Below are 25,782 nucleotides of genomic sequence, written 5' to 3' on the forward strand. Positions count from 1 at the left end.
CGACTCTCGCTCGCCGCTCCTTTGGGGTGACGAGGGGTTACATTACGTCGATGTTTCGGGGGCCCGCAAGTCGCTCGGAACCCGGGCGTGTCGCGTTCGTCAGCTGCTCTCGGCGACGAACGCGCCGGCAAAGCTCTTCTTGCCTCGGCGCAGCACGGCGATGCCGTCGATCAGCGGGAGGTCGCCGAGAACCGCGGCGTCGTCCGCGACGACGACGTTGTTCACCGAGATCCCGCCCTGCGCGATCCCCCGACGCGCCTCCCCCAGGCTCCCCGCGAGACCGGTGTCGACGATCGCCTGGATCACGGGCATCGAGCGCTCGGCTCCGATGGTCCGCACCGACTCGAGGGCACCGCGGAGGATCGAGGGATCGATGCCCTCGAGCGTTCCGCGCCCGAAGAGGGCGGAGGCGGCGTCCATCACCTGGCGCGTCACGGTCTCTCCGTGGACCAGCGACGTGACCTCCCACGCGAGGGCGCGCTGCGCTTCGCGCTTGAAGGGCGCCGCAGCGGTCGCCTCCGCGAGACGCTCGATCTCGACCCGGGGCAGGAAGGTGAAGACCTTCAGTCGATCGACGACGTCGTCGTCGTCGACGTTGAGCCAGAACTGGTAGAAGGCGTACGGGCTGGTGAGCTCCGGGTCCAGCCAGACGGCGTTGCCCTCGCTCTTGCCGAACTTGGTGCCGTCGGAGTTCATCACCAGGGGCGTGCCGATCGCGTGGACCGAGACGCCCTCCGTGCGGTGGATGAGGTCGGTCCCGCTCGTGAGGTTGCCCCACTGGTCGCTGCCCCCGGTCTGGAGCACGCAGTCGTACTGGCGGTAGAGCTCGAGGAAGTCCAGTCCCTGGAGGATCTGGTAGCTGAACTCCGTGTAGCTGATGCCGGCGTCCGAGTTCAGCCGCGCGCTCACGGCGTCCTTCTTGAGCATGGTGCCCACTCGGAAGTGCTTGCCGATCTCCCGGAGGAAGTCGATCGCCGAGAGGGGCGCCGTCCAGTCGAGGTTGTTCACCAGGCGCAGCGCGTTCTCCCCCTCCGTGGAGAGGAACCTCGAGACCTGGCCCTGGAGGCGCTGGACCCACTCCGTCACGGTCTCGCGCGAGTTCAGCGTCCGCTCGGCGGTGGGCCGCGGGTCGCCGATGAGCCCCGTCGAGCCCCCGACGAGACCGAGCGGCCGATGGCCGGCCAGCTGGAGCCGGCGCATCAGGATGAGCTGGACGAGATTGCCCAGGTGCAGGCTCGGCGCGGTCGGGTCGAATCCGCAGTAGTAGGTGATCGGGTCGCCGGCGAGGAGGTCCCGGAGCAGGTCGCGATCGGTCGAGACGTGGACGGACCCGCGCCAGACGATCTCGTCCCACACGGTCTCGAAGGCCGCGTCCAGCAGGGGGTGCGCGGAGGAGCCGTGGACAGACTGATCGATCACGCGTCCAGGGTATCGCTCGCGCGCCCGACCTCCGGGCAGGGGGTCAAGCGCTCGGGCTTGATGTTGTGAGATCAAGCCTGGATACTTGTCCTGGGAGGCCCTCGTGTTCGTCATCACCGCGGATCAGCGCGACAGCAGACGCGATCGCGACCGCGTCGACGACGCCATCGCCCGGCTGCTGCAGGAGCATGCGAACGGGTTCGTCCTTCCGCCCGAGCGGACCGCGGGAGACGAGTTCCAGTTCGTCCTCGACCGCGCCGAGGTCGTCGTCGCCCTCGTCCTGGCGCTGCACCGCACCGGTCACTGGAGCATCGGGCTGGGCATCGGGTCCGTGGAGCGCCCCCTCCCCGGACCACTCGTGCGGCCACCGGCTCAGCGCACTTCGCGGCGCGTCGGGCGGTCGAGGCGGCGAAGACCCGGCCGAGCCGCTTCTCGACGGACCCCGATGACGCGTCGACGGCCTTCCCCTCTCCCGCCGACGCGCAGGCGCTGATCGACCCGCTGCTGCACCTGCGCGACTCCCGGTCCGACGCGGGATGGGAGATCGTCGACCTCCTCGCCGCCGGGCGCAGCCAGAAGGACGCCGCGGAACGGCTCGCCGTCACCCCGCAGGCCGTGAGTCTGCGGGTGCGCGCGGCCAGTGCGCGCGTGGACGCCCCGGCCTCCGCGGCCCTCGCGCGGCTCCTGACGGTGGTCGACCGTACGCTCGACCCCATCGACGAGAGGACCGAGCGATGACGATGCTCCCCACCGCACTCCCCGACGCCGTGACCGCCTCCGTGCAGTCCGTCGCCTGGACGGGAGTCGTCCTCGTCCTCGTCGCGGCTCTCGTCGGCACCGTGCTCGCCCTGCGCCTGCGGCGGCCGGTCCTGGCGTGGATCGGGATCGGCGGTGTGGCGGCGGCGTTCCTCCTCACGGGGCTCGCCGGGTCCTCCGCGCCGGTGCCGGTCGCTCTGCTCATCGCGACGGCGGCCTTCGCGATCGCCGTGCTCGGCGGCGGGCCCGTGGTGCTGCTCACCCTGGATCTGGCCACGGCCGACGCTCGGGCGGGCGCCCACGGCGGCATCATGATCGCGGCGCCGCGCTCCCCGTCGGCCACGAGCGCGTCGCCCAGCGCCATCGGCCAGCCGATCGAGGTGCTCCGCGGCGGCACGACCATCGGGCTCCTCGAGCGCATCGCGACCGCCGGCGCCCTCATGAGCGGGATCCCCGAGGGCGTGGCCGTGGTGGTCGCGGTGAAGGGCGTCGGCCGCTTCAGCGAGCTCGCCTCTCCGGAGGCGCGTGAGCGCTTCATCATCGGCACCCTCGCCAGCCTCGCGTGGTCGGCCGCGCTCGGGACGCTCGCACGGCTCTACCTCGCGGGCTGAGCTCCCCCGCGCGCCGGCGCGGCACGGCACGGCGGTACGGCGACACCGTGGGCTCGCCGGCGATCGCGAACCGCCACGGGTACTCCTCGCCTCCTCCCGGTCCGGCGACTCCGGTCCGAGGGGTGGCGGTGATCGCGACCGCCTCCCGCCGCGGCCGCAGCTCGAAGGACTCCTCGAGGGGATCCCCCGACTCCGACAGCAGCACGCCGAGCGCGCGCGTCAGCCGGGCGGGGCCGCGGGCGAGATCCCGATCCGTCACCGCTGGGCGCCGGGACCGGGCGAGGGGCAGGCCCTCCACGATCTCGCCGGCGCGCAGCAGCACGGCCGACGCCGTTCCCGCGGGAGCGCAGACGATGTTCACGCACGTGTGCATGCCGTACGTGAAGTAGGCGTACACCGTGCCCGGCTCGCCGAACATCGGCGCCGTGCGGTCGGTCCGGCGCCGGTAGGCGTGCGAGCCCGGGTCCTCGCCGACCCCGAGGTAGGCCTCGACCTCGGTGAGTCGCACGGCGACCGGACCCTCCGGGCTGCGATGCACGAGGACGCAGCCCAGCAGGTCCGGCGCCACCTCGAGCGCCGAGCGGCGGAGGTCGATCGGCCGGGTCACGGCCTAGAAGAAGCTCTGACCCGAGACGAGCGTGACCACGACGACGGCGACGATGATCACCACGGCGACGGCCACCAGGATCCGCTGCTGCACCGGGCGCAGCGGGCGCCGGTCGTCGTCGTCGTCCTTCCGGAGCGTCATCAGCGCTCTCCCCGGAGCGACGAGCGCACGACGCGGACCCGTTCGGTGAGCTGGGCCAGCTGCTCCGCGACCCGCGCCGGAGCGGTGCCGCCGATCCCGTCGCGGCTGGCGACCGAGCCCTCGAGCGAGAGCACCGAGCGGACGTCCGGCGTCAGGAGCGGCGAGACCGCGGCGAGCTCCTCGTCGTCGAGCTCCTCGAGCCCCCGGCCGCGCTGCTCGGCGGCCTTCACCAGCTCACCGGTGATCTCGTGCGCGTCCCGGAACGGCACGTGCTTCTTGACCAGCCACTCGGCGACATCGGTGGCGAGCGAGTACCCCCTGGGGCGCGAGCTCCGCCATGCGATCGGTGTGGAAGGTGAGGGTCGCGATCATCCCGCTGAACGCGGGCAGCAGTACCTCGAGGGTGGTGACCGAGTCGAAGACCGGCTCCTTGTCCTCCTGCAGATCGCGGTTGTAGGCCAGCGGCAGCGCCTTGAGCGTCGCGAGGAGCCCGGTCAGATTGCCGAGGAGCCGACCCGCCTTGCCGCGCGCGAGCTCGGCGATGTCGGGGTTCTTCTTCTGCGGCATGATCGACGACCCCGTCGAGTAGCCGTCGTCGAGGGTGACGAAGGAGAACTCCCGGGTGTTCCAGAGGATGATCTCCTCGGCGATCCGCGAGACGTCGACGCCGATCATCGCGGCGACGAACGCGAACTCCGCGACGAGGTCCCGGCTCGCCGTCCCGTCGATCGAGTTGGGGACGCTGGCGGCGAAGCCGAGCTCGGCGGCGACGGCGCCGGCGTCGAGGCCGAGCGTCGATCCGGCGAGGGCACCCGACCCATAGGGCGAGACGTCGGCCCGGACGCCCCAGTCGCGGAGGCGCTCGAGATCGCGCAGCAGCGCCCATGCGTGGGCGAGCAGATGGTGCGCCAGGAGCACGGGCTGAGCGTGCTGGAGGTGCGTGCGGCCCGGCATGATCGCGGAGGGGTGAGCCGAGGCCTGCGCGGCGATCGCATCGATGAGCTGGACGACCTGCTCGGAGACGACGGCGGCGTGGTCGCGGAGGTACATCCGCACGAAGGTCGCGATCTGGTCGTTGCGCGACCGGCCCGCCCGCAGCTTGCCGCCGAGCTCGGGGCCGGCCTCGATCATCAGGCCGCGCTCGAGAGCACCGTGTACGTCCTCGTCGGACTCCTCGGCGACGAAGCGGCCGTCGACGACGTCCGCGCGCAGGCGCTCGAGGGCGTCGAGCATCTGCTGGAGCTCGACCTCGTCGAGGTACCCGGCTGCGGCGAGCGCCCGCGCGTGCGCACGGGATCCGGCGAGGTCGTACTCGGCCAGCTGCCAGTCGAAGTGCGTGGACTTCGAGAGGGCCGCGAGCTCGGGCGAGGGCCCGCCGGCGAAGCGGCCGCCCCAGAGCGCACCGGCCTCGCCCGCGCGGGCGGAGGGTCGTTCCGTCATGGTTCTCCTCGGTTCGGCTGTCGAGTCTACTGAGCGGCGGCGGGCTCGCCCGCGCGCTCGAGGAGCCAGACGAGCAGGGCCTTCTGGGCGTGGAGACGGTTCTCGGCCTCGTCCCAGATCACGCTCTGAGAGCCGTCGATCACGTCGGCGGTGACCTCGTACCCGCGGTCCGCGGGGAGGCAGTGGAGGAAGAGGGCGTCCGGAGCCGCGGCCGCCATCGTCCCGGCGTCGACGCGGTAGGCGCCGAAGGTATCGACGCGCTGCGCTTTCTCCTCCTCCTTGCCCATCGACACCCAGGTGTCGGTGATCACGATGTCGGAACCGGTCGCCCCCGCGGCGGGGTCGGTCGTCGTCGTCGCCGATCCTCCCGTGGTCGCGGCGATGCGCTGCGCGTCGGCCAGCACCTCGGGGTCGGGCGCGTAGGTGTCCGGCGAGACGATCCGCACGTGCATGCCCGCCGTCGCTCCGGCGAGCAGGTAGGAGTGCGCCATGTTGCTCGCGCCGTCGCCGAAGAAGGTGAGCGTGAGACCGGCGAGGCGGCCGCGGTGCTCGCGGATCGTGAGCAGGTCGGCCAGCAGCTGGCACGGGTGGAACTCGTCGGACAGCGCGTTGACGACGGGCACGCGGGTGCCGCGGGCCATCTCCTCCAGCCCCGACTGCGCGTAGGTGCGCCACACGATCGCGGCCACCTGTCGCTCGAGCACCCTGGCGGTGTCCGACGCCGTCTCCTTGCCGCCGAGCTGGCTGCTGGCGGTCGAGATGATGAGCGGGGCACCGCCGAGATCGGCGATGCCGACGGCGAAGGACACCCGGGTCCTGGTCGAGGACTTGTCGAAGATCACGGCGACGGTCTGCGGACCCTCGAGCGGCTTCCTCGACCACCGGTCGCGCTTGAGCTCGAGGGCGAGATCGAGGATCTCGGCCTGCTCGGCGGGGGTGATGTCGTCGTCGCGGAGGAAGTGGCGGGTCACGGGAGCGGGTCGCTTTCGGTCGAGGAGTGGTCGGAGGTGAGGGTCGAGAGCGCCCGCGCGAAGCGGACGGCGAAGTCGTCGACGTCGGCGGCCGAGACGATCAGCGGCGGCGCGAGGCGGATGCTCGACTCGTTCGCGGCGTTCACGATGAGTCCTTCCGCGAGGGCCGCCGCCGCGAGCTCCGCGGCGACGGGCTCGGTGAGGGCGATGCCCAGCAGCAGCCCCGCACCGCGGACGCCGCCGATGAGCGGAGAGGACAGGGCGTCGACGGCCCGGACGATCTGCGCACCGCGCTCGCGGGCGTTGGCGAGCAGTCCGGCCCGTTCGATCTCGCCCAGGACTGCTCCCGCGACAGCGGTCGCCAGCGGGTTGCCGCCGAACGTGCTGCCGTGGTGCCCCTTCTGGAACAGCTCCGAAGCCCGGCCGAAGGTCACGAGCGCGCCGACGGGGAACCCGCCGCCCAGACCCTTGGCGAGCGTGATCGCATCCGGGACGATGCCGGCGCGCTGGTAGGCGAACCAGTGGCCCGTGCGGCCGACGCCGGTCTGGATCTCGTCGACGATCAGGAGGACGCCGTGCTCGCGGGTCAGCTCCCGTGCGCGCTCGAGGAAGCCGTCGGGCAGCGGGATCACCCCCGCCTCCCCCTGGATCGGCTCGACGACGAGAGCCGCGACCGAGGTGTCGAGCGCGGACTCGAGGGCCTCGATGCTCGCGTCGATGTGCTCCACGCCTGCCGGCATCGGCTCGAACGGCGCCCGCATCGCGGCCTTGCCCGTCAGCGCCAGGGCGCCCATGGTGCGCCCGTGGAAGGCGTTGCGGAGTGCGAGGATCCGAGGGCGGGCCCCGCCCTCGACGTTCAGGCGCGCCAGCTTGAACGCGGCCTCGTTCGCCTCGGTGCCGGAGTTCGCGAAGTAGACGCGCCCCTCCTCCCCCGCGCCGGTGAGCTCGCGGAGCTTCTCGGCGAGCGCGATCTGCGGCGCGGTGGCGAAGTAGTTCGACACGTGGGCGAGCGACGCCGATTGACGGCTGACCGCCTCCACGAAGACCGGATGGGCGTGCCCGAGCGAGTTGACGGCGATGCCGCCGAGGAAGTCGAGGTACTCCCGACCGTCGACGTCCCAGACGCGGCAGCCCTCTCCGCGCTCGAGGACGGCGAGCGGAGGGGCGAACGTCCGCATCATCGCGGACGCGTAGCGCTGCTGCGCCTCGTCCGCGCGGGAGTCGACCGCGGTGGAGCCGGGGGTGTCGGAGGGCATGACGGACCTTTCTGAACGAGCGGACCGGCCGGGGCGGCCGTCGGTGCACGGACCCGGGAGGGCGCGCGCTCGGAGCCGGGGCCGCTGAGGGGTCAGCGGCCCGACGTTCGCTCCCGGTCGTCCGGTCGGGGCGAGGCGACGACCTCGGTGCCGATGCCCTCGCTGGTGAACACCTCGAGGAGGACGGAGTGCGCGAGCCGCCCGTCGATGATCGCGGCCTTGGGCACACCGCCCTGCACGGCGTCGAGGCACGCCGTCATCTTCGGGATCATGCCGGACTCGAGGGAGGGGAGCAGGTCGATGAGCTCGTCGGAGGAGATCTGCGAGACCAGCGAGTCGCGATCCGGCCAGTCGGAGTAGAGGCCCGCGACGTCGGTCAGGATGACGAGCTTCTCGGCCCCGAGCGCGACGGCGAGCGCAGCCGCGGCCGCATCGGCGTTGACGTTGAGCGACTGCGTCGGATCGTCGGAGTCGGGGGCGATCGAGGAGACCACCGGGATGCGCCCGGCCTCGAGCTGCGCGAGGACGGCAGCGGGGTCGACGGCGACGACGTCGCCGACGAGACCCAGATCGTGCTCGACGCCGTCGAGGACGACCCCGCGCCGACGCCCGAGGAACAGACCGGCGTCCTCCCCGGAGATGCCGGCGGCCAGCGGTCCGTGCTCGTTGATGCGCCGGACGATGTCGCGGCTGATCTGCCCGGTGAGCACCATTCGGACGACCTCCATCGCCTCGGGACTCGTCACGCGGTACCCGCCGCGGAACTCGCTCGTGATGCCGAGCCGGTCGAGCATCCGGGAGATCTGCGGACCGCCGCCGTGCACGACGACCGGCCGGATGCCGGCGTAGCGCAGGTAGACGATGTCCTGCGCGAAGGCGCGCTGCAGCTCCTCCGACACCATTGCGTTGCCGCCGAACTTGATCACCATCGTGCGCCCGTGGAAGCGCTTGAGCCAGGGCAGCGCCTCGATCAGGGTGCCCGCCTTGAGCCCGGCCTCCTCGCGCAGGGCGATGCCCTCGGCCTCGGTGTGGGTGTCGTGGTCCATGTCCGCCTCAGCTCGAGTAGGCCGAGTTCTCGTGCACGTAGTCGTGCGTGAGGTCGTTCGTCCAGACGGTCGCCGTCGCGGGGCCCGCGTGCAGGTCGATGTCGACCGAGACGGACCTCGGCGCGAGGTCGACGAGGTCCCGGCTCTCGAACGGCTCGCCGGCGCGGCAGACCTGCACGCCGTTGATGGCGACGTCGATGCCGTACGGGTCGAACTCGGCGTCGGTGGTGCCGACCGCGGCCAGGACTCGGCCCCAGTTGGGATCGTTGCCGAAGATCGCGGCCTTGAACAGGTTGCTCCGCGAGACGGCGCGGGCGACGACCACGGCCTCGTCCTCGCTCGCGGCGTTCAGCACGCGGATCGCGACGTCGTGCGCCGCCCCCTCGGCGTCGGCCTGCAGCTGGAGGGTGAGGTCGCGGCACACCTCGGTGAGCGCGGCGGTGAAGGCGTCGACCGAGGGGCTCACTCCGCTCGCACCGCTCGCGAGCAGCGCCACGGTGTCGTTCGTCGACATGCAGCCGTCGGAGTCGAGTCGGTCGAAGGTCACCCGGGTCGCCGACCGGAGCGCGGTGTCGAGCTCCGCGGAGTCGAGGACCGCATCGGTCGTGATCACCACGAGCATGGTCGCCAGCCCCGGCGCGAGCATTCCCGCGCCCTTGGCCATGCCGCCGATGCTCCAGCCGTCGTCCGAGCGCACCGTCGCCTGCTTCGGGACCGTGTCGGTCGTCATGATCGCCCGGGCGGCGTCCTCGCCGGCCTCCGTCCCGGTGGCGCCGGGGAGTGCGGCCGCCGCGTCGGTCACTCCGCGCGTGATCTTCGCGAGGTCGAGCTGGTCGCCGATCAGCCCCGTGGAGCACACGAGCACGTCACCGGCGGCGACGTCGAGCATCTCGCCGACGAGCTCGGCCGTGCGGTGCGTGACCTGGAACCCCTGCGCCCCGGTGTAGCAGTTGGCTCCGCCGGAGTTCAGGACGATCGCCGAGACGACGCCGTCGCGCATCACCTGCTCGCTCCAGAGCACCGGGTTCGCCTTGCAGCGGTTGCTGGTGAAGACGGCCGCGGCGTTCTGCAGCGGGCCGAGATTCTTGACCAGGGCGATGTCGCGCGCGCCGGTCGACTTCAGGCCGGCGACGACGCCGGCCGCCTCGAATCCTGCTGCTGCGGTGATGCTCACGGCGCGACTCCGTTCACGCTCAGGCCGAGGGACTCGTCGAGGCCCAGGGCGATGTTGGCGGACTGGATCGCGGCGCCCGCGGTGCCCTTGACCAGGTTGTCGATCGCGGTGACCGCGACGACGCGGCGGGCGCGCTCGTCGACGCCGACGCCCACGAGGGCGGTGTTCGCCCCGACCACGTCGGCCGTCCGGGGGAACGAGCCCTCGGGCAGCAGCTGCACGAAGGTCTCGTCGCCGTACGCGGACTCCCAGGCGGCGCGCACGTCGTGCGCCGACACGCCGGGGGCGAGCCGCGCGGTGGACGTGGCGAGGATGCCGCGCGACATCGGCACGAGGACGGGCGTGAAGGAGATCGAGACCGGGCCCGCTCCCGCGAGCGCGAGGTTCTGCCGGATCTCGGGGTTGTGCCGGTGGGCGCCGCCCAGCCCGTAGGCGTGGGCGGAGCCGAGCAGCTCGCTCGCGAGCAGATCGGTGCGCAGGCTCTTGCCCGCCCCGGAGGGGCCGACGGCCAGCACCGAGACGAGGTCGCCCGGCTCGATGACCCCCGCGTGCAGGCCCGGAGCGAGCCCGAGCGTGATCGCGGTCACGTTGCAGCCCGGAACGGCGATGCGCCGCACGCCCTCGAGCCGCTCGCGCTGCTTGCGTCCGCCGCCCCCGATGAGGAGCTCGGGGAGCCCGTAGGGCCACGCCCCGGCGAACTCGCCGCCGTAGTAGTCGGCCCAGTCCTGCTCGTCGGTCAGCCGGTGGTCGGCGCCGCAGTCGACGACGAGGACGTCGTCGGGGAGCGTCGCCGTGATCTCGCCGGACCTGCCGTGCGGGAGGGCGAGGAAGACCACGTCGTGGCCGGCCAGGTTCTCGGTCGTCGTGTCGACGAGCGTCAGGTGGCGCAGCGAGCGCAGGTGGGGCTGCACGGCGATGAGGGGCTGCCCGGCGTTGGCGTGCGCCGTGACGGTGCGCACCTCGAACCCGGGGTGCTCGGCGAGCAGGCGCAGGAGCTCGCCGCCCGCGTACCCGCTCGCACCGGCGACCGCCACGGAAAAAGTCATGCCCGACAGCCTAGTCCGTGCAGGGGACGCGATCGGTGCGGTCGCCGGCTCTCGCGGGCCGACGACCGCGGCGATCAGTCGCGCAGTCGCGCGCCGAAGCGCTCGGCCGCGACCGCGACTCCGCTCTCCTTCGACGCGGTCGCCTCGGCTGCGGTGAGGGTGCGATCGGCGGCGCGGAAGCGGAGCGCGAAGGTGAGCGACTTCGCCCCCTCCTCCAGGCCCGCGCCGCGGTAGTCGTCGACCAGGCGGATCGACTCGAGCAGCATCCCGGCGCCGTCGGCGACGGCCGATCGGACGTCCTCGGCCGCCACCTCGACGGGCACGACGAGCGAGAGGTCCTGCGTCGCGGCGGGGAGGGCGCCGACGGGTCGCGCGACGACGACGGCTCCGGCCCGGGCGAGGACGGGATCGAGGTCGAGCTCGACGACGGCGACCCGGCGGGGCAGGTCGAGCTCCTCCGCCAGCGCGGGGAGCAGCTCGCCCGCGTACCCGACGACGGAGTCGCCCAGGAGGATCTCGGCGGTGCGGCCCGGGTGCAGCGCGGCGTGCGAGCCTTGGCGGACGACGAGGTCGACCCCGGCCGCGGCTCCGATCGCCCGGACGACGTCGAGTGCGTCGCGCCAGTCGACGTCGCGCTGAGCGACCTCGGGCTGGCGCTCGACCGCGGCCCCCGTGAGCAGAGCCGCGACGTGCAGCGGCTGGGGCGGGATGCCCGCGTTCAGCGCGCGCTCGACCTCGGCCGACGGGCGCTCGGCCCCGCGCGGGAGCACGTCGGAGCCGAACGGCGCCGAGGCGTCGGGCAGGAACACCGTGCCCGTCTCGTAGATCGCGAGGTCGGTCAGACCGCGCGACCGGTTGCGCGCGGCGACCTGCACGAGGCCCGGGAGCAGCGTGACGCGCAGCTGCGCGGCCGTCGCGTCGAGCGGGTTCGCCAGGGTGACCTGCTGCACGGGCTCGCCGGTGGGCGAGCCGAGCCGGTCGTTGAGAGCACGCGGGAGGAACGGGTAGGAGAGCACCTCGACGAGCCCCGACGCCGCGAGCGTCTGCGCGATGACGCGACGCAGGCGCTGGCCGGACGTGAGCCCGCGTCCGGGCGGCGCGACCGGCAGGATCGCCGGGATGCGGTCGTACCCGGTGATCCGCGCGACCTCCTCGGCGAGCGTCGCCTTGTCGGTGAGGTCGGGTCGCCAGCTCGGCGGAGTGACCAGGAGACCCGATCCACCCGCCTCGACGCTCGCACCGATCTCGACGAGCGAGCCGCGGATCTCCTCGGGCGTGTACTCCACTCCGATGAGCGAGGACACGTAGCCGTCGGGCAGCTCGATCACGGGTGCCGCGGCGGAGGCGGTCAGCGACGAGCCGAGCTCGTCCGCCGTGCCGCCGGCGAGCTCGACGAGCAGCTGGACCGCACGGGCGGCGGCGACCGGCGCGACGAGCGGGTCGACTCCGCGCTCGAACCGGCGGGAGGCCTCGCTCGGCAGCTTGTGCCGGCGAGCGGTGCGCGCGATGGAGACCGGATCGAAGTTCGCCGCCTCGATCAGCACGTCCTGCGTGGATCCGCCGATCTCGGTGCGAGCACCGCCCATGACGCCCGCGAGGCCGATGGCGCCGCCGTCGTCGGCGATCACCAGGTCCTCGGGGGTGGAGCCTCCTCGTCTGGCCGTCGAGGGTCTCGAGGGTTTCCCCCGGCTCCGCGCGGCGCACGAGGATGCCGCCCTGCAGGGTGGCGAGGTCGTAGCCGTGCAGCGGCTGCCCGAGCTCGAACATGACGTAGTTGGTGATGTCGACGACCAGCGAGATCGAGCGGACGCCCGCCAGGCGCAGGCGCGCCACCATCCACGGAGGCGTGGGACGGGCGGTGTCGACGCCCCGCACGACGCGGGTGACGAAGACGGAGGCGCCCTGCCTGCCGCGGATCGGAGCACGGTCCTCGATCTCGACCGGGAACACCGGTGCCGCTCCTGAGCGTCCGGCGTCGACGACGGAGAGCGCCGGGTCGCGGAACGCGGCTCCTGTTGCGTGGGCGTACTCGCGCGCGATGCCGCGGATCGAGAACGCGTAGCCCCGGTCGGGCGTGACGTTGACCTCGACGGCCGCGTCGTCGAGCCCGAGCAGCGCGATCGCGTCGGTGCCCACCTCGGGGTCGATGCCGAGGCTCGCGAGACGGAGGATGCCGTCGTGGTCGTCGCCGAGGCCCAGTTCGCGGCTCGACGCGATCATGCCGTCGGACACGTGTCCGTAGGTCTTGCGCGCCGAGATGGGGAACGGTCCGGGCAGGACCGCGCCCGGGAGGGACACGACCACCTTGTCCCCGGCCGTGAAGTTGTGGGCACCGCAGATGATGCCGCGGACGTCCTCGCCTCCGTCCGCCGCCGTCTTCCCCTCCGGGGCGACGCGCACGGTGCACCAGTTGATCGTCTTGCCGTTCTTCTGCGGCTCGGGGACCAGGTCGAGGACCTGGCCGACGACGACGGGTCCGGAGACCTCGAAGCGGTGGACGTCCTCCTCCTCGAGACCCACGGAGACGAGGGCGGCGTGCACCGACTCGGTGCTCGTCCCCTGCTCGAGGCCGACGTACTCCCCCAGCCAGCTCAGCGGGATGCGCATCAGATCACCATCCCGTACTGCTCGCTGAAGCGGACGTCGCCCTCGACCATGTCGCGCATGTCCTTCACGTCGTTGCGGAACATCAGCGTCCGCTCGATGCCCATCCCGAAGGCGAAGCCGGAGTACTCCTCCGGGTCGATGCCCGCCGCGCGGAGCACGTTCGGGTTGATCATCCCGCAGCCGCCCCACTCGATCCATCGCGCGCCGCCGACGAAGGTCGGGTGCCAGACGTCGAGCTCGGCGCTGGGCTCGGTGAACGGGAAGTAGTTCGGACGCAGGCGGATCCGCGCCTCGTCGCCGAAGAGGAGCCGGGCGACGTGCTCGAGGGTGCCCGCAGGTGCGCCATCGTGAGACCGCGGTCGACGGCGAGTCCTTCGAACTGGGTGAAGACGGGGGTGTGCGTCGCGTCGAGCTCGTCGGTGCGGTACACGCGTCCGGGCGCGATGACGTAGACGGGCAGGTCGCGCTCGAGCATCGAGCGGATCTGCACCGGCGACGTGTGGGTGCGCAGGACGAGGTGGGAGTCGACCGGATCGACGAAGAAAGTGTCCTGCATCGCACGGGCCGGGTGGTCCTCGTCGAAGTTCAGGGCGTCGAAGTTGAACCACTCGTTCTCGAGCTCGGGGCCCTCCGCGATCTCCCAGCCCATGCCGACGAAGACGTCGGCGATGCTCTCCTGGAGGAGCGAGAGCGGGTGGCGGGCGCCGACGCGGCGGAAGCTCGCGCCGGCGGTGACGTCTACGCGCTCGGCGTCGAGGGCGGCCGCGTCCTCGGCGGCGACGAGCTCGCCCTCCCGCGCGGCGTACGCGTCGCCCACCTGCTTGCGGGCCGAGCCGACGAGCTTGCCGGAGGCAGCCTTGAACTCGGGCGGCACGGAGCGCATCTGCGCGTTGAGACGGGCGAGGGCGGAGCCTTCGCCGAGGTGGGCGGAGCGGGCCGCTTTCAGCGCAGCGGAGTCGCCGGCCGCGCTGATCGCGGTGAGCGCCTCGGCGACGGCTGCGGAGACGGCCTCGTCGGTGATCGGGTTGCTGTCGGACACGATCCCCCAGTGTAGGCGAGGGCCTGCGCCGCCCCTCCCCCGCCGCGTGCGGTCACTCGACCGGAAGACGCACAACGACGACTGCGGGCGGACGGGCCTCGATACGCCGCTTCGCGGCTACTCGGGCAGCAGAGGCGTCACGACGACTGCCGGCGGATCCGGGTCTCGGTACGCCGCCATGCGGCTACTCGACCAGCAGGTGCGTCACGTCGGCTGCGAGCGGACCCGTGTCTCGGAGACGCCGCTCCGCGGCTACTCGACCAGCAGGTGGAGCGGACGACCAGCCGATCTCGACGAGGCGAACGTGCAAATCGCGTGCGAGCGATTCGCGCTAGCCGCACGCACCCCGCTCCCGGGAACGCACCACGTCGGAAAGCCGACCGCGGCTCGCCTCGCCGAGGGCGAGGCGAGCAATCGACTCAGTCCTGCGCCGCGAGCAGCGCGGTGTCGGTGGTGGCGCGGGCGGCGGGGTGCCCGGTGCCGCGGCGTCCGCTGCTCTTCGTGCGGATCTCGACCCACTTCGCGAGGCCGGAGAGGGCGAGGCAGATGCCGATGTAGATCGCGCCGATAACGATGGCCGCCGGGATGATCGGGCTGTCCAGGCTCGGCTGGTTGCCGAGGTACTTCGCGTAGTACAGCAGTTCGTTGTAGGTGATGATCGAGCCGAGCGCGGTGTCCTTCAGTGCGACGACGAGCTGGGCGATGATGACCGGGAGCATCGAGCGGATGGCCTGCGGGAACAGGATCAGGCGCATGACGCCCGCCTTACGGAGGCCGATCGCGTAGCCCGCCTCCTTCTGGCCGCGGGGCAGGGCCTCGATGCCGGCCCGGAAGATCTCGGAGAAGACGGAGCCGTTGTAGAGCGTCAGCGCGATGACGACGGCGAGGTAGGGGCTGAGCTTGAGCCCCGCGAACGGGAGCCCGTAGTACATCAGCATCATCAGGATGAGCACGGGGATCGCGCGGAACAGCTCGATGAAGAGCGTGACCGGGACGTTGATCCACCGGCGGTCCGAGAGTCGGCCGACGGCCAGGACGAGTCCGAGCACGATGCTCGCGACTCCGGCGGTCGCGAAGGCGGCGAGGGTCTGGCCCAGCGCCGCTCCGATGCTCTGCCAGACGAGCGGGTACTGGAAAGCGCGCCACTTCTCGGCCGAGGCCTGGCCGGACTCGGCGAAGCGCCAGAGGACGAAGGCGAGGAAGGCGGCGATCAGCAGGATCACGACGGCCCCGATCGCGCGGTTGCGCGCCCTGGCGCGAGGGCCCGGGTTGTCGAAGAGGACGGAGCTCATCGGGCGACCCTCCACTTCTTCTCGAGCTGACGTTGGACGAGCGAGAGGCCGGTGACGAGCACGACGAACACGAGGGCGACCCACAGCACGACGATCAGGCTGTTCTCGCCGCGCTCGTTGAGCTCGCGGACGATCGTGCCGGCCTCGGCGACCGAGAAGCCGGCGGCGACGGTCGTGTTCTTCAGCAGTGCGATGAGGACGCTCATCAGCGGCGGGATCACCGAGCGGAAGGCCTGCGGGAGGACGACCTGCGTCATGGTCAGGCCGAAGTCGAGCCCGACCGCGCGGGCCGCCTCGGCCTGGCCGATCGGCACGGTGTTGATGCCCGAGCGCAGCACCTCGGCGACGTAGGTGGCCGTGTAGAGGCTCAGGGCGCAGATCGCGAGCGTCGTGTAGTCGAGATCCGGCAGGTCGAGCTTCGGGTACCCGAAGGCGAAGAAGAACATCAGGAGCGTGAGCGGAGTGTTCCTGACGGTGTTCACGTAGACGGTGCCGACCGCGCGGGCGATCGGGACGGGCGAGACGCGCATGGCGCCCACCACGGTGCCGATGAGGAGGGCGAAGACGAGCGAGACGGCGAAGAGCAACAGCGTGTTGCCGAACGCCGGGACGAACACGTCGAGGTTGTTCAGGAGAACATCCATGCGGCGAGCCCTTTCATCGGGAGGTGGGAGGGAGGAGCGGGAATCCCGGGCGGCGCGCAGAGCGCCGCCCGGGACCGCCTGCTAGTACGCGTCGACCGCGGGCTGCTCGACCTCGGTGCCGGACTCGCCGAGGGTCTCGTCGTAGATCGCGCTCCAGGTGTCACCGCCCTCGGTGAACATGTCGTTGATGAAGCCGCGCAGCGCGGTGTCGTCCTTGGCCAGGCCGACGCCGTACAGCTCGGTGCTGAAGGGCTCGCCGACGACCTTGAGCTCGTCGGGGCTCTGCGCCGCATAGCCGATGAGGATCGCGCCGTCGGTGGTGACCGCGTCGACCTGTCCGTCGTTCAGGGCGTCGACGCACTGCGAGTACGTGTCGAACTCCTCGGTCTTCACCTCGGGGTAGTTGGTGCGGATGTTCTGGATCGGGGTGGACCCGGTCGCCGAGCACACGGTGGTGTCGGCGGTGAGGTCGTCCGGACCCTCGATCGTGTCGTTGTCCGCGGCGACCAGCAGCTGCTGGCCCGTCTCGAAGTAGGGTCCGGCGAAGCCGACCTGCTCCTTGCGCTTGTCGGTGATCGAGTAGGTGCCGACGTAGTAGTCGATGTCGCCGTTCACGATCGACGCCTCGCGGTTGGCCGACGGGATCGCGGTGTACTCGATCTGGTCCTCGGAGAAGCCGAGCGAGGCGGCGATCCACTTGGCGATCTCGATGTCGAAGCCCGAGCGCTCGCCGGTCGCTGCGTCGAGGTAGCCGAGTCCGGGCTGGTCCTCCTTGACGCCGATGGTGACCGTGTCGTCCGAGGTCATGGCGTCGAAGGTGGGGCTGCCCTCGAGGGTGACGTCGGTCGCGACCTCGTAGGCCGCTCCGCTTCCCTCGGAGCCGGCTCCGGCGTCGCCGGTTCCGGAGTCGCCGCCGGAGCAGCCGGCGAGAGCGAGGGTCGCTGCTGCGATCCCGGCGGTCATGAACATGAGCTTGGTGCGCATGGTCGTCCTTCCTGGGGTGTGGCCCGCCGGAGCGGGCGATGTCCGATCGCTCCCCGGGATGGTGGGGGTCGATCCGTCGGATGGATGCTGTGCGGGGCGTGCGTCCTGCGTGCTGTGCGGACGCACGCCCTCGCACCTCCTGGTGCGGGAGGAGTCAGTGGGTGATGAGCTTCGAGAGGAAGTCCTTGGCGCGGTCGGTGCGCGGCGCGGTGAAGAACGACTCGGGATCGGTGTCCTCGAGGATCTCACCGTCGGCCATGAAGACGACCCGGTCGGCGGCCTTCCGGGCGAAGCCCATCTCGTGGGTGACGACGATCATGGTCATGCCGTCCTTGGCGAGGCCGACCATCACGTCGAGCACCTCGTTGATCATCTCGGGGTCGAGCGCCGAGGTCGGCTCGTCGAAGAGCATGACCTTGGGCTTCATCGCCAGCGCTCGGGCGATGGCGACGCGCTGCTGCTGCCCGCCCGAGAGCTGAGCCGGGGTCTTTCCCGCCTGATGGCCGACGCCGACCCGGTCGAGCAGCGCCTGCGCCTCCGCCTCCGCGGCCTTGCGCGAGAGCTTGCGGACCTTGATCGGTCCGAGCGTCACGTTCTCGAGGATCGTCTTGTGCGCGAAGAGGTTGAAGGACTGGAACACCATGCCGACGTCGGCACGGAGCGCCGCGAGGCCCTTGCCCTCCTCCGGCAGCTTCTGGCCGTCGATCGAGATCGTCCCGCCCGAGATCGTCTCGAGCCTGTTGATCGTGCGGCAGAGGGTCGACTTGCCGGAACCGGACGGGCCGAGGACCACGACGACCTCACCGCGGTGCACGGAGAGGTCGATGTCCTTCAGGGCCTGGAACTCCCCGTAGTGCTTCTGCACGCCGTCCAGGACGACGAGGGGTGCTCCGACGGGGAGCGGACGAGCGATCGTCCTGCACAGCTGCTTCCATTCGGCCAGAGAATCACACGGGAATGGGTGGGTCAAATCATGAGCGTTTTCTTAATCAGAGGTTAATAAGCCCTCTGTGCGCGCGCTCCGACCCGGCAGGTGGACGCCCGCTCTCAGGAACGGAGCGCAAAGGCGCTCTCGTACAGGCAGACGGACGCGGCCGTCGCGAGGTTGAGCGACTCCGCCGCGCCGTAGATGGGCACCGCGACCACACCGTCGACGAGCTCGAGAGCGGCGTCCTCGAGACCGCGAGCCTCGTTGCCGAACACCCAGACGGTCGGCTGGGCGAGATCGCCGCGGGCCCGGACCTCGAGCAGGTCCTCCCCCTTCACGTCCGCCGCGACCGAGCGCAGACCGACGGCCCGCAGGCGCTGCAGCACGTCCGCGAGCTCGGCGTCGACGGCGACCGGGAGGTGGAAGAGGGACCCGGTCGTCGAGCGGACGACCTTGGGGTTGTACAGGTCGACGGAGCGGCCGGTCAGGACGACGGCGTCGGCACCCGCGGCGTCGGCGGCCCGGACGATGGTGCCGAGGTTGCCGGGGTCGCGCACCTCCTCGAGGACCGCGACCAGTCGAGGCTCGGAGGCGACGACGTCCTTCAGCGACACGGGGAACTGGCGGCAGACGGAGACGAAGCCCTGCGGCGTGACCGTGTCGGCCATGGCGTCGAGCACGTCCTCGGTCACGTACTCGATCTCGACGTCCGCCTCCTCGGCGGCCGCGACGATCTCGGGGTGCCGCTCCAGAGCGGTCGGAGTCGCGAACGACTCGACGAGCAGCTCGGGGCGGTAGCGCAGCGCCTCCGCGATGGCCTGCGGACCCTCGAGGAGGAAGAGCCCCGTCTCCTGCCGCGCGGGGCGCCGGGTGAGCTTCGCCACGGAGCGGACGCGGGGGGAACGGGGGTTGTCGAGCATGCGGCGAGCCTATCGGCGGCGCCGACGGCAGCCCCGGCGACACGTCGCCGTCCCCGAAGCCGCGGCCGGGAACGACGGAGGGGGCCCCGACCAGTGGTCGGGACCCCCTCCGGGAGCGTCCGTGCGGACTACGCGGCGGCCTTGGGCGCCGACGTGTCGGCGGGCAGCGCGTTCTTCGCGGTCGCCACGAGGGCGGCGAAGGTCGCGGGCTCGGTGATCGCGAGGTCCGCGAGGATGCGGCGGTCGACCTGGACGCCGGCCAGGGCGAGGCCCTGGATGAAGCGGTTGTAGGTCAGGCCGTTCGCACGCGAGGCGGCGTTGATGCGCTGGATCCAGAGGCGGCGGAACTCGCCCTTCTTCGCGCGGCGGTCGCGGTACGAGTAGACGAGGGAGTGGGTGACCTGCTCCTTGGCCTTGCGGTACAGGCGCGAACGCTGGCCGCGGTAGCCCGACGCGCGCTCGAGGATGACGCGACGCTTCTTGTGGGCGTTGACCGCCCTCTTGACTCTTGCCATTTCTTTTTCTTCCTATCGATCCGTGTCGGTGGAGTAGCGGACCACGCGGCGCAGCGGGCTGCGACGGCAGTGGGTTACCGGCGCAGCTGCCTGCGACGGCATGGGCTACAGACCGAGAAGCTTCTTGGCGACCTTGGCATCCTGCGGGGCGAGGACCTGGTCCTGGTTCAGGCGGCGGGTGCGGACGCTGGACTTGGACTCCAGGTTGTGGCGCATACCGGCCTGCTGCTTCATGACCTTGCCGGAGCCGGTCACCTTGAAGCGCTTCTTGGCACCCGAGTGGGTCTTCATCTTGGGCATGTTCTCTCCTTGTCACGTCGCACCCGCGTCAGCGGGGCGAAACCGGTGCCCCGCGAGCAGGGCGTCCACCGGCCCCGAGACCGGGGCGGCGAAGTATCAGACGGATTCGGCCTCGGCCGATTCCTCAGGGGTGTTGGCCTCGCGGCGAGCCGCGCGAGACCGCATTAGCCTCGGCCTTGGCCTCGGACTTGTTCTTCAGGGGGCCGATGACCATCACCATGTTGCGACCGTCGATGGTCGGGGTGGACTCGACCTGGCCGAACTCGGACACGTCCTCCGCGAAGCGCTGCAGGAGTCGGACGCCCATCTCGGGGCGGGACTGCTCGCGACCGCGGAACAGGATCATGGCCTTGACCTTGTCGCCGGCCTTGAGGAAGCCCTCGGCGCGCTTGCGCTTGGTCTCGTAGTCGTGCTTGTCGATCTTCAGGCGGAAACGGACCTCCTTGAGGATCGTGTTCGCCTGGTTGCGACGGGCTTCCTTGAGCTTCTGGGCCTGCTCGTACTTGAACTTCCCGTAGTCCATGATCTTGGCGACGGGAGGCTTGGAGTTGGGAGCAACCTCGACCAGATCCAGGTCTGCGTCCTGCGCGAGTCGCAGGGCGACCTCGATTTTCACGACGCCGACCTGTTCTCCGGCGGGACCCACGAGGCGGACCTCGGGGACGCGGATTCGGTCGTTGGTACGGGGATCGCTGATTGCGTTTCTCCTCTGATCTCGGTGAGTAGCTGCTCTGCTGCCGGATTCTGATCCGGCGCATCCCGAGAGGAGGAGATTCCTGACGTGCTCGTGCACGTGCTCGCACCCTGCGACCCGGCCTCCGAGGTTTCGCTCGGGTGCCGCAGTCCTGCCCTCGTCACCGAGGGCGGAGTGCTTCAGAACCCGGTAACCTAGTGAAGCGGTCAAGCGCGGGTGGGAGAATCTCCACTTTCGAACCGAGGACATGCCTCGGAGCCCGCATCACCTTAGCAGAATCCCGGCCCGGGCGACAGAGCGGATGCGCTCGCCTCCCGGAGCCCCTCCGCGAGGCCCCGGCACGGGCCCGATCCACCGAACGAAGGACCCATGGCCCAGTACGACGACGACTACGTCCGCCGCTTCGGCGATGCCGACGACTCCTCCGACGTGGAGGCCGCCCGCGACATCGCGGAGGTCCCCGCGGTGGAGATCATCACCACCGCCGCCGTGCACCTGATGAGCGCCGCCGCGGTCAAGTGCGGCCTCGCCGACGAGCCGGGCGCCCAGGTCGACCTCGACGAGGCGCGCAAGCTGATCAACGCGCTGGCCGGGCTCGTGACCGCAGGAGCTCCCGACATCAGCGACATGCACGCCCGGAGCCTGCGCGACGGGCTGCGCACGCTCCAGCTCGCGTTCCGCGAGGCGTCCCCCCTCCCCGATCCGATCGGCAAGGGCCCGGGCGAGAAGTGGACGGGCCCGGTCAACTGAGTCAGCGGGCGGGAGTCGGCTGCACCGAGAGCGAGTCGACCCGCGAGGCGATGACCTCGTCGGCCGACCACCTCTCCCCCAGCCGCGCCACGAGTGCGCCGAGCGCCTCGCGGTCGAGGCCGGGGACGAGAGCCAGCACCACGACGATCTCAGAGCCCTGGAGCCGCTGACGCGGGTCGCCGGGCCGGACGTCGACCGAGACGACGCTCGCCTCGTCCCGGGCCGCCGCCCGGAGAGCGGCGAGCACCTCCGGATCCTCGGCGCTCGGACGCCACGGCGCGCCCTCGGCGATCGCCCAGACGGCGGGACGGCGGACGGCGAACTCGTGGTCCGAGGCGGCGTCGAGCACCAGGACCTCCGTCGACTCCGCCACCGCGGCCAGCGCCGCTCGACGGCCGTCGACGGGAACCGGGCGCGCAGAGGCGTCCCAGCGCCGCATCGTGTCGACACTGCTGAAGACAGGGAGGACGCTGCGGCCGTCCGGCCCCGCGACGGTGACGATCGACAACTCCTGCGTCTTGTCGGTGCGCAGGCCGCCGACCTCGTCGCCCTCCTCTCCGAGGTGCGCGACGAGGGGGATCAGCAGCCGGGACTCGCGCAGGGCGTCGACCACGGCCTCCGGACCGCGCGAGCCGGCGCCGAAGTCGGCGAGAGCGCGCGCCAGGGGCTCCGGCGCACGGCCGTCGTCCTCGTTCCCCGTGCTCGGCGCGAAGTGCCGGCCGGCCCAGGGGGTCCCGGCGGAGTCCGTCAGATGCGAGGGGAGCGGGCGTCCGTCACTCGGACGCGACATCCAGCGCCTCCGCGAGCGTGAACGCTCCGGCGTAGAGGGCCTTGCCGACGATCGCTCCCTCGAGGCCCTGCGGGACGAGATCGCGCAGGGCGGCGATGTCGTCGAGGTTCGAGATGCCGCCGGAGGCGATGACCGGACGGCGGGTCCGGGCCATGACCTGCTCGAGCAGCTCGAGGTTCGGCCCCTTCAGCGTCCCGTCCTTGGTCACATCGGTGACGACGTAGCGGGTGCAGCCGGCCTCCTCGAGGCGGTCGAGGACCTGCCAGAGGTCGCCGCCCTCCTTCGTCCAGCCTCGGGCGGCGAGCGTGGTGCCGCGCACATCGAGCCCGACGGCGATCTGGTCGCCGTACTGCGCGATGACGCTCGCGGCCCACTCGGGGTTCTCGAGAGCGGCGGTGCCGAGGTTGATGCGCTTCGCTCCGGCGCTGAGCGCCGACTCGGGACTGCGGTCGTCGCGGATGCCGCCCGAGAGCTCGACGTTGACGCCCTTCACCTGGCGGATCACCTTCTTCATGATCCCGTGGTTGTCGCCCCGGCCGAAGGCGGCGTCGAGGTCGACGAGGTGGATCCACTCCGCGCCCTGGTCGGCCCAGTCGCCGGCCGCGTCGATCGGGTCACCGTAGTTGGTCTCGGTCCCCGCCTCGCCCTGCGTCAGGCGGACGGCCTTGCCGCCGGCCACGTCGATCGCGGGGAGAAGGACAAGGCCCGGGGCCTTGGTGAACTCGCTCATCGTCATCCTCAGTCTCGGGAGCCCTGGTGCAGAGGCGGCGCTCACCGGGAGCGGCGCCGACCACCGGCCGATCCTAGTTCGTGCGGAGCCCGCCCAGCCAATTGGAGAGGAGCCGCAGGCCCGCCGCGCCCGACTTCTCGGGGTGGAACTGGGTCGCCGAGAGAGGACCGTTCTCGACCGCCGCGATGAAGGGCCCGCCGTGATCGGACCAGGTGACCGCGGGAGCCGGGAATTGAGGGATGACGTCGAGCGACCACTCCCGGGCCCCGTACGAGTGCACGAAGTAGAAGCGCTCGTCGGCGATGCCGTCGAAGAGGACCGAGCCCGCGGGCGCCTGAACGGTGTTCCAGCCCATGTGCGGGACCACCTCGGCGGGGAGGAGGTCGACCGTGCCGGGCCACTCGCCCAGTCCCTCGCTCTCGACGCCGCGCTCGACGCCGCGCTCGAAGAGCACCTGCATGCCGACGCAGATCCCCAGGACCGGGCGGCCCCCCGAGAGCCGCTTGTCGATGATCTCGCCGCCCCGCGCCTTCGTGAGAGCGTCCATGACCGCGCTGAAGGCGCCGACTCCGGGGACGAGCAGCCCGTCGGCCTCCAGCGCCTTCTTGCGGTCGGAGGTGAGCTCGACATCGGCCCCGGCGAGCTCGAGCGCCTTGACGGCGGAGTGGACGTTGCCGGATCCGTAGTCGTAGACGACGACGGACGGGCGGGCGCTCACAGCGCGCCCTTCGTGGAGGGGACCCCCGCGACGAGCGGGTCGAACGCCTTGGCCTGGCGGAAGGCGCGGGCGAACGCCTTGAACTCCGCTTCGGCGATGTGGTGCGGATCGCGACCGCCGAGCACGGTCACGTGCACGGTGAGGCCCGCGTTGAAGGCGATGGCCTCGAAGACGTGGCGGACCATCGAGCCGGTGAAGTGCCCGCCGATGAGGTGCAGGGCGAAGCCCTCCGGCTCCCCCGTGTGCACGAGGTAGGGGCGGCCGGAGATGTCCACGACCGCCTGGACGAGGGCTTCGTCGAGCGGGACCAGGGCGTCGCCGAACCGGGAGATGCCGCTCTTGTCGCCCAGCGCCTGCCGGATCGCGGTGCCGAGCACGATGCCGATGTCCTCGGCCGTGTGGTGGATGTCGATCTCGACGTCGCCCGTCGCGCGGACCCGGAGGTCGGTCAGCGAGTGCTTCGCGAAGGCGGTGAGCAGGTGGTCGAAGAAGGGCACGCCGGTCTCGAGGTCCGCGGCACCGGTGCCGTCGAGGTCGATCGAGAGCTCGATGCTCGACTCGCTGGTGGCACGGCTGAGGGAGGCGGTGCGCCCGGGTGCGGCGCTCGGGGAGGTCATGGGACCAGTCTATTCGCCGCCCCCGCACCCCTCGGCGGGTGCGCGCTACTCGTGCGCGAGCGCCGTCGCCGGGTCGGCGTCGGGTGCCGGCAGCGAGCGCAGCGCCTCGAGGAACGCGGTCGTCTCCTGCTCGGTGCCCGCGCTCACCCGCAGGTGCCCGGCGATGCCGACGTCGCGGATCAGGACGCCTCGAGCCAGCAGCGCCTCGAAGGTCGCGGCGGGGTCGGCGACCCCGCCGAACAGGACGAAGTTGCTGCCCGTCGCGTGGGGGGTGTAGCCGAGCTCGCGGAGGCCGACGACCATGCGGTCGCGCTGCTCGATGATGTCGCCGACCATCGCGAGCATCTCGTCGGCGTGGGCGAGGGCCGCGGTGGCGGCCGCCTGCGTGAGGGCGGAGAGGTGGTACGGCAGGCGGACGAGCCGGAGGGCGTCGACGACCGCGGGGTCGGCGGCCAGGTAGCCGAGGCGCACGCCGGCGAAGGCGAAGGCCTTGCTCATCGTGCGCGAGACGAGCAGTCGGGGGCGGCCGGGGAGCAGGCTCAGGGCGGTGTCGGCGTCCCGGCCGCCGAACTCGGCGTACGCCTCGTCGACGACGACGATCCCGGAGGTCGCGTTGTACACGGCCTCGATGGTCGCGAGCGGCAGGGGTGTGCCCGTCGGGTTGTTCGGCGCGCAGAGGAAGACGATGTCCGGCTGCGCACGGCGGACCTGCTCCGCCGCGTGGTCGGCTCCGACCTCGAAGTCGGCCTGCCGGGGCGCGGGGATCCACTCGGTGCCGCTGCCGGAGGCGAGGATCGAATACATCGAGTAGGTCGGGGCGAAGCCGAGGAGCGAGCGACCCGGTCCGCCGAAGGCCTGCAGGATGTGCTGCAGCACCTCGTTCGATCCGTTCGCCGCCCAGATGTTGTCGGCGGTCAGTCCGTGACCGAGGTAACCGGCGAGCGAGTCCCGCAGCTCGCGGAACTCGCGGTCGGGGTACCGGTTCACGGTCCGCAGAGCGACCGACACCCGCTCGACGATGTCGGCGATGACGTCGTCGGGGACGGGGTGCGTGTTCTCGTTGACGTTGAGGGCGACGGGGACGACCTTCTGCGGAGCGCCGTAGGGCAGCTTGCCGCGGAGGTCGTCACGGAGAGGGAGGTCGTCGAGAGTCGTCACCAGGGAATGGTAGCGGCGCCCGTCGAGGAGGCAGGGCCCGCCGCAGAGTCGAGCCGAGCCGGCGCTCCGCTCAGCGGACCAGCTCGTAGGCGCCTGGGACGGCGAGGCGCTGCCCGGGCTCGAGGCCGGCGCTCGAGAGCTGGTTGAGGGAGACGATGTCGGAGACGACATCGCGCGGGTCGCTGTCGGGTGCGATCTCCTCGGCGAGGGACCAGAGCGACTCCCCCGCGCGCACCGTCACGTACTGGAACTCGACCTCGGAGGTCTCGGCCGAGGCGACCGCTCCTCCACCGTTGAGCCCGAACGCGAAGGCGCCGGCGATGAGCGGGAGCGCTCCGAGGACCGAGAGGGCGGCTCGGCCGCGGCGGGTGATCCGGAGTCGAGTGCGCACGACGGCAGGACGCTGCGCGTCGGCACCGTCGAGGGCGGCGGTGCTGTGCTGGTGGGTGTGCTGATCGATCATGGGGATCGCTCCTTTCAGCAGGGATTCGGGGCGGACCTCGGCCGGGAGGCCGCCCCCGAACCTCTGTTCCGAATATATCTTCGAAGAAAGCGGGAGGCAAGAGCCTGACGCGTCGTATCCGTTGCCGAGAACGCGCGACACACTCGAACGAATGTTTCGAACGGGA

The 25,782-nt window shown here is 71.5% G+C and carries 24 protein-coding genes and 4 pseudogenes; 2 read left to right on the forward strand and 26 right to left on the reverse strand.

From position 1 onward, the window contains the following. Positions 1-99: 99 nt before the first annotated feature. Positions 100-1,419, reverse strand: a complete 1,320-nt coding sequence (gene tyrS, locus AC0CID_RS05635) for a tyrosine--tRNA ligase (RefSeq protein WP_465226052.1) — start codon at positions 1,417-1,419, stop codon at positions 100-102. Between the two features lie 43 nt (positions 1,420-1,462). Continuing rightward, positions 1,463-1,723 carry a hypothetical protein gene (locus AC0CID_RS05640; protein WP_465226053.1) on the reverse strand — a complete coding sequence of 87 codons (261 nt, stop codon included), beginning with the start codon at positions 1,721-1,723 and terminating at the stop codon, positions 1,463-1,465. Between the two features lie 430 nt (positions 1,724-2,153). On the opposite strand from AC0CID_RS05640, the gene AC0CID_RS05645 reads away from it, so the two are divergent. Continuing rightward, on the forward strand, positions 2,154-2,786 hold the full coding sequence (locus tag AC0CID_RS05645) for a hypothetical protein (RefSeq protein ID WP_465226054.1): 633 nt from the start codon (positions 2,154-2,156) through the stop codon (positions 2,784-2,786). Here the strand turns inward: AC0CID_RS05645 and AC0CID_RS05650 are convergent. From AC0CID_RS05650 to infC, 18 genes and pseudogenes are all read right to left on the reverse strand, one after another. Then, on the reverse strand, positions 2,713-3,393 hold the full coding sequence (locus tag AC0CID_RS05650; protein ID WP_465226055.1) for a DNA-3-methyladenine glycosylase: 681 nt from the start codon (positions 3,391-3,393) through the stop codon (positions 2,713-2,715). The genes AC0CID_RS05645 and AC0CID_RS05650 overlap by 74 nt on opposite strands. A 3-nt stretch (positions 3,394-3,396) precedes the next feature. Further along, positions 3,397-3,534, reverse strand: a complete 138-nt coding sequence (locus AC0CID_RS05655) for a hypothetical protein (protein WP_207405871.1) — start codon at positions 3,532-3,534, stop codon at positions 3,397-3,399. Further along, a pseudogene (gene argH, locus AC0CID_RS05660) lies at positions 3,534-4,974 on the reverse strand (argininosuccinate lyase). The gene AC0CID_RS05655 and the pseudogene argH overlap by 1 nt, the downstream one beginning before the upstream one ends. Positions 4,975-5,000: 26 nt before the next feature. After that, the gene (gene argF, locus AC0CID_RS05665) at positions 5,001-5,945 is read right to left on the reverse strand and encodes an ornithine carbamoyltransferase (protein WP_465226056.1); all 945 of its coding nucleotides are present in this window, start codon (positions 5,943-5,945) and stop codon (positions 5,001-5,003) included. Further along, positions 5,942-7,201, reverse strand: a complete 1,260-nt coding sequence (locus AC0CID_RS05670; RefSeq protein WP_465226057.1) for an acetylornithine transaminase — start codon at positions 7,199-7,201, stop codon at positions 5,942-5,944. The genes argF and AC0CID_RS05670 overlap by 4 nt, the downstream gene beginning before the upstream one ends. 92 nt (positions 7,202-7,293) lie before the next feature. Further along, positions 7,294-8,247: an acetylglutamate kinase gene (gene argB, locus AC0CID_RS05675; protein WP_207405863.1), complete on the reverse strand. Its 954-nt coding sequence runs from the start codon at positions 8,245-8,247 to the stop codon at positions 7,294-7,296. Positions 8,248-8,254: 7 nt separating this feature from the next. Continuing rightward, a complete protein-coding gene (argJ, locus tag AC0CID_RS05680) occupies positions 8,255-9,421 on the reverse strand; it encodes a bifunctional glutamate N-acetyltransferase/amino-acid acetyltransferase ArgJ (protein WP_465226058.1) in 1,167 nt (388 codons plus the stop codon). Next, positions 9,418-10,467 (reverse strand): N-acetyl-gamma-glutamyl-phosphate reductase, encoded by a 1,050-nt coding sequence (gene argC / locus AC0CID_RS05685; RefSeq protein ID WP_465226059.1) that lies wholly within the window; start codon positions 10,465-10,467, stop codon positions 9,418-9,420. Before argC ends, argJ begins: the two co-directional genes overlap by 4 nt. 74 nt (positions 10,468-10,541) lie before the next feature. Next, positions 10,542-13,074 (reverse strand): annotated as a pseudogene (pheT, locus tag AC0CID_RS05690) (phenylalanine--tRNA ligase subunit beta). After that, a pseudogene (pheS, locus tag AC0CID_RS05695) lies at positions 13,074-14,113 on the reverse strand (phenylalanine--tRNA ligase subunit alpha). Before pheS ends, pheT begins: the two co-directional pseudogenes overlap by 1 nt. A 419-nt stretch (positions 14,114-14,532) precedes the next feature. Further along, positions 14,533-15,405: an amino acid ABC transporter permease gene (locus tag AC0CID_RS05700; RefSeq protein ID WP_465226060.1), complete on the reverse strand. Its 873-nt coding sequence runs from the start codon at positions 15,403-15,405 to the stop codon at positions 14,533-14,535. Beyond that, positions 15,402-16,049 (reverse strand): amino acid ABC transporter permease, encoded by a 648-nt coding sequence (locus AC0CID_RS05705; protein WP_207405853.1) that lies wholly within the window; start codon positions 16,047-16,049, stop codon positions 15,402-15,404. Before AC0CID_RS05705 ends, AC0CID_RS05700 begins: the two co-directional genes overlap by 4 nt. Positions 16,050-16,130: 81 nt before the next feature. After that, on the reverse strand, positions 16,131-17,033 hold the full coding sequence (locus AC0CID_RS05710; protein ID WP_251944371.1) for a glutamate ABC transporter substrate-binding protein: 903 nt from the start codon (positions 17,031-17,033) through the stop codon (positions 16,131-16,133). Positions 17,034-17,187: 154 nt separating this feature from the next. Then, positions 17,188-17,907 carry an amino acid ABC transporter ATP-binding protein gene (locus tag AC0CID_RS05715; protein ID WP_242683249.1) on the reverse strand — a complete coding sequence of 240 codons (720 nt, stop codon included), beginning with the start codon at positions 17,905-17,907 and terminating at the stop codon, positions 17,188-17,190. A 173-nt stretch (positions 17,908-18,080) separates the two neighbouring features. Then, positions 18,081-18,881: a TrmH family RNA methyltransferase gene (locus tag AC0CID_RS05720; protein WP_465226061.1), complete on the reverse strand. Its 801-nt coding sequence runs from the start codon at positions 18,879-18,881 to the stop codon at positions 18,081-18,083. A gap of 128 nt (positions 18,882-19,009) precedes the next feature. Then, entirely contained in the window at positions 19,010-19,396 is a 387-nt protein-coding gene (rplT, locus tag AC0CID_RS05725; protein WP_055793292.1) for a 50S ribosomal protein L20, read from the reverse strand. A gap of 105 nt (positions 19,397-19,501) precedes the next feature. Next, positions 19,502-19,696, reverse strand: coding sequence for a 50S ribosomal protein L35 (rpmI, locus tag AC0CID_RS05730; RefSeq protein ID WP_055793295.1), 195 nt, complete (start codon positions 19,694-19,696; stop codon positions 19,502-19,504). A gap of 96 nt (positions 19,697-19,792) precedes the next feature. Then, a pseudogene (gene infC / locus AC0CID_RS05735) lies at positions 19,793-20,393 on the reverse strand (translation initiation factor IF-3). 366 nt (positions 20,394-20,759) lie between these two features. On the opposite strand from infC, the gene AC0CID_RS05740 reads away from it, so the two are divergent. Continuing rightward, the gene (locus AC0CID_RS05740; protein WP_465226062.1) at positions 20,760-21,140 is read left to right on the forward strand and encodes a DUF1844 domain-containing protein; all 381 of its coding nucleotides are present in this window, start codon (positions 20,760-20,762) and stop codon (positions 21,138-21,140) included. A gap of 1 nt (position 21,141) precedes the next feature. On the opposite strand, the gene AC0CID_RS05745 is transcribed toward AC0CID_RS05740, so the two are convergent. The 6 genes from AC0CID_RS05745 to AC0CID_RS05770 form a co-directional block, all read right to left on the reverse strand. Further along, the gene (locus AC0CID_RS05745) at positions 21,142-21,930 is read right to left on the reverse strand and encodes an SseB family protein (RefSeq protein WP_465226063.1); all 789 of its coding nucleotides are present in this window, start codon (positions 21,928-21,930) and stop codon (positions 21,142-21,144) included. After that, complete coding sequence (gene priA / locus AC0CID_RS05750; protein WP_465226064.1) at positions 21,914-22,660, reverse strand: bifunctional 1-(5-phosphoribosyl)-5-((5-phosphoribosylamino)methylideneamino)imidazole-4-carboxamide isomerase/phosphoribosylanthranilate isomerase PriA; 747 nt, start codon at positions 22,658-22,660, stop codon at positions 21,914-21,916. Before priA ends, AC0CID_RS05745 begins: the two co-directional genes overlap by 17 nt. A 73-nt stretch (positions 22,661-22,733) precedes the next feature. Then, positions 22,734-23,378, reverse strand: a complete 645-nt coding sequence (gene hisH, locus AC0CID_RS05755; RefSeq protein WP_465226065.1) for an imidazole glycerol phosphate synthase subunit HisH — start codon at positions 23,376-23,378, stop codon at positions 22,734-22,736. Continuing rightward, entirely contained in the window at positions 23,375-23,995 is a 621-nt protein-coding gene (gene hisB / locus AC0CID_RS05760; RefSeq protein ID WP_207405841.1) for an imidazoleglycerol-phosphate dehydratase HisB, read from the reverse strand. The genes hisH and hisB overlap by 4 nt, the downstream gene beginning before the upstream one ends. Positions 23,996-24,040: 45 nt before the next feature. Then, positions 24,041-25,153: a histidinol-phosphate transaminase gene (locus tag AC0CID_RS05765; protein ID WP_465226066.1), complete on the reverse strand. Its 1,113-nt coding sequence runs from the start codon at positions 25,151-25,153 to the stop codon at positions 24,041-24,043. Positions 25,154-25,223: 70 nt separating this feature from the next. After that, positions 25,224-25,616 (reverse strand): LysM peptidoglycan-binding domain-containing protein, encoded by a 393-nt coding sequence (locus AC0CID_RS05770; protein WP_465226067.1) that lies wholly within the window; start codon positions 25,614-25,616, stop codon positions 25,224-25,226. Positions 25,617-25,782 lie beyond the last annotated feature (166 nt).

This window comes from Rathayibacter sp. AC451, assembly GCF_979253095.1.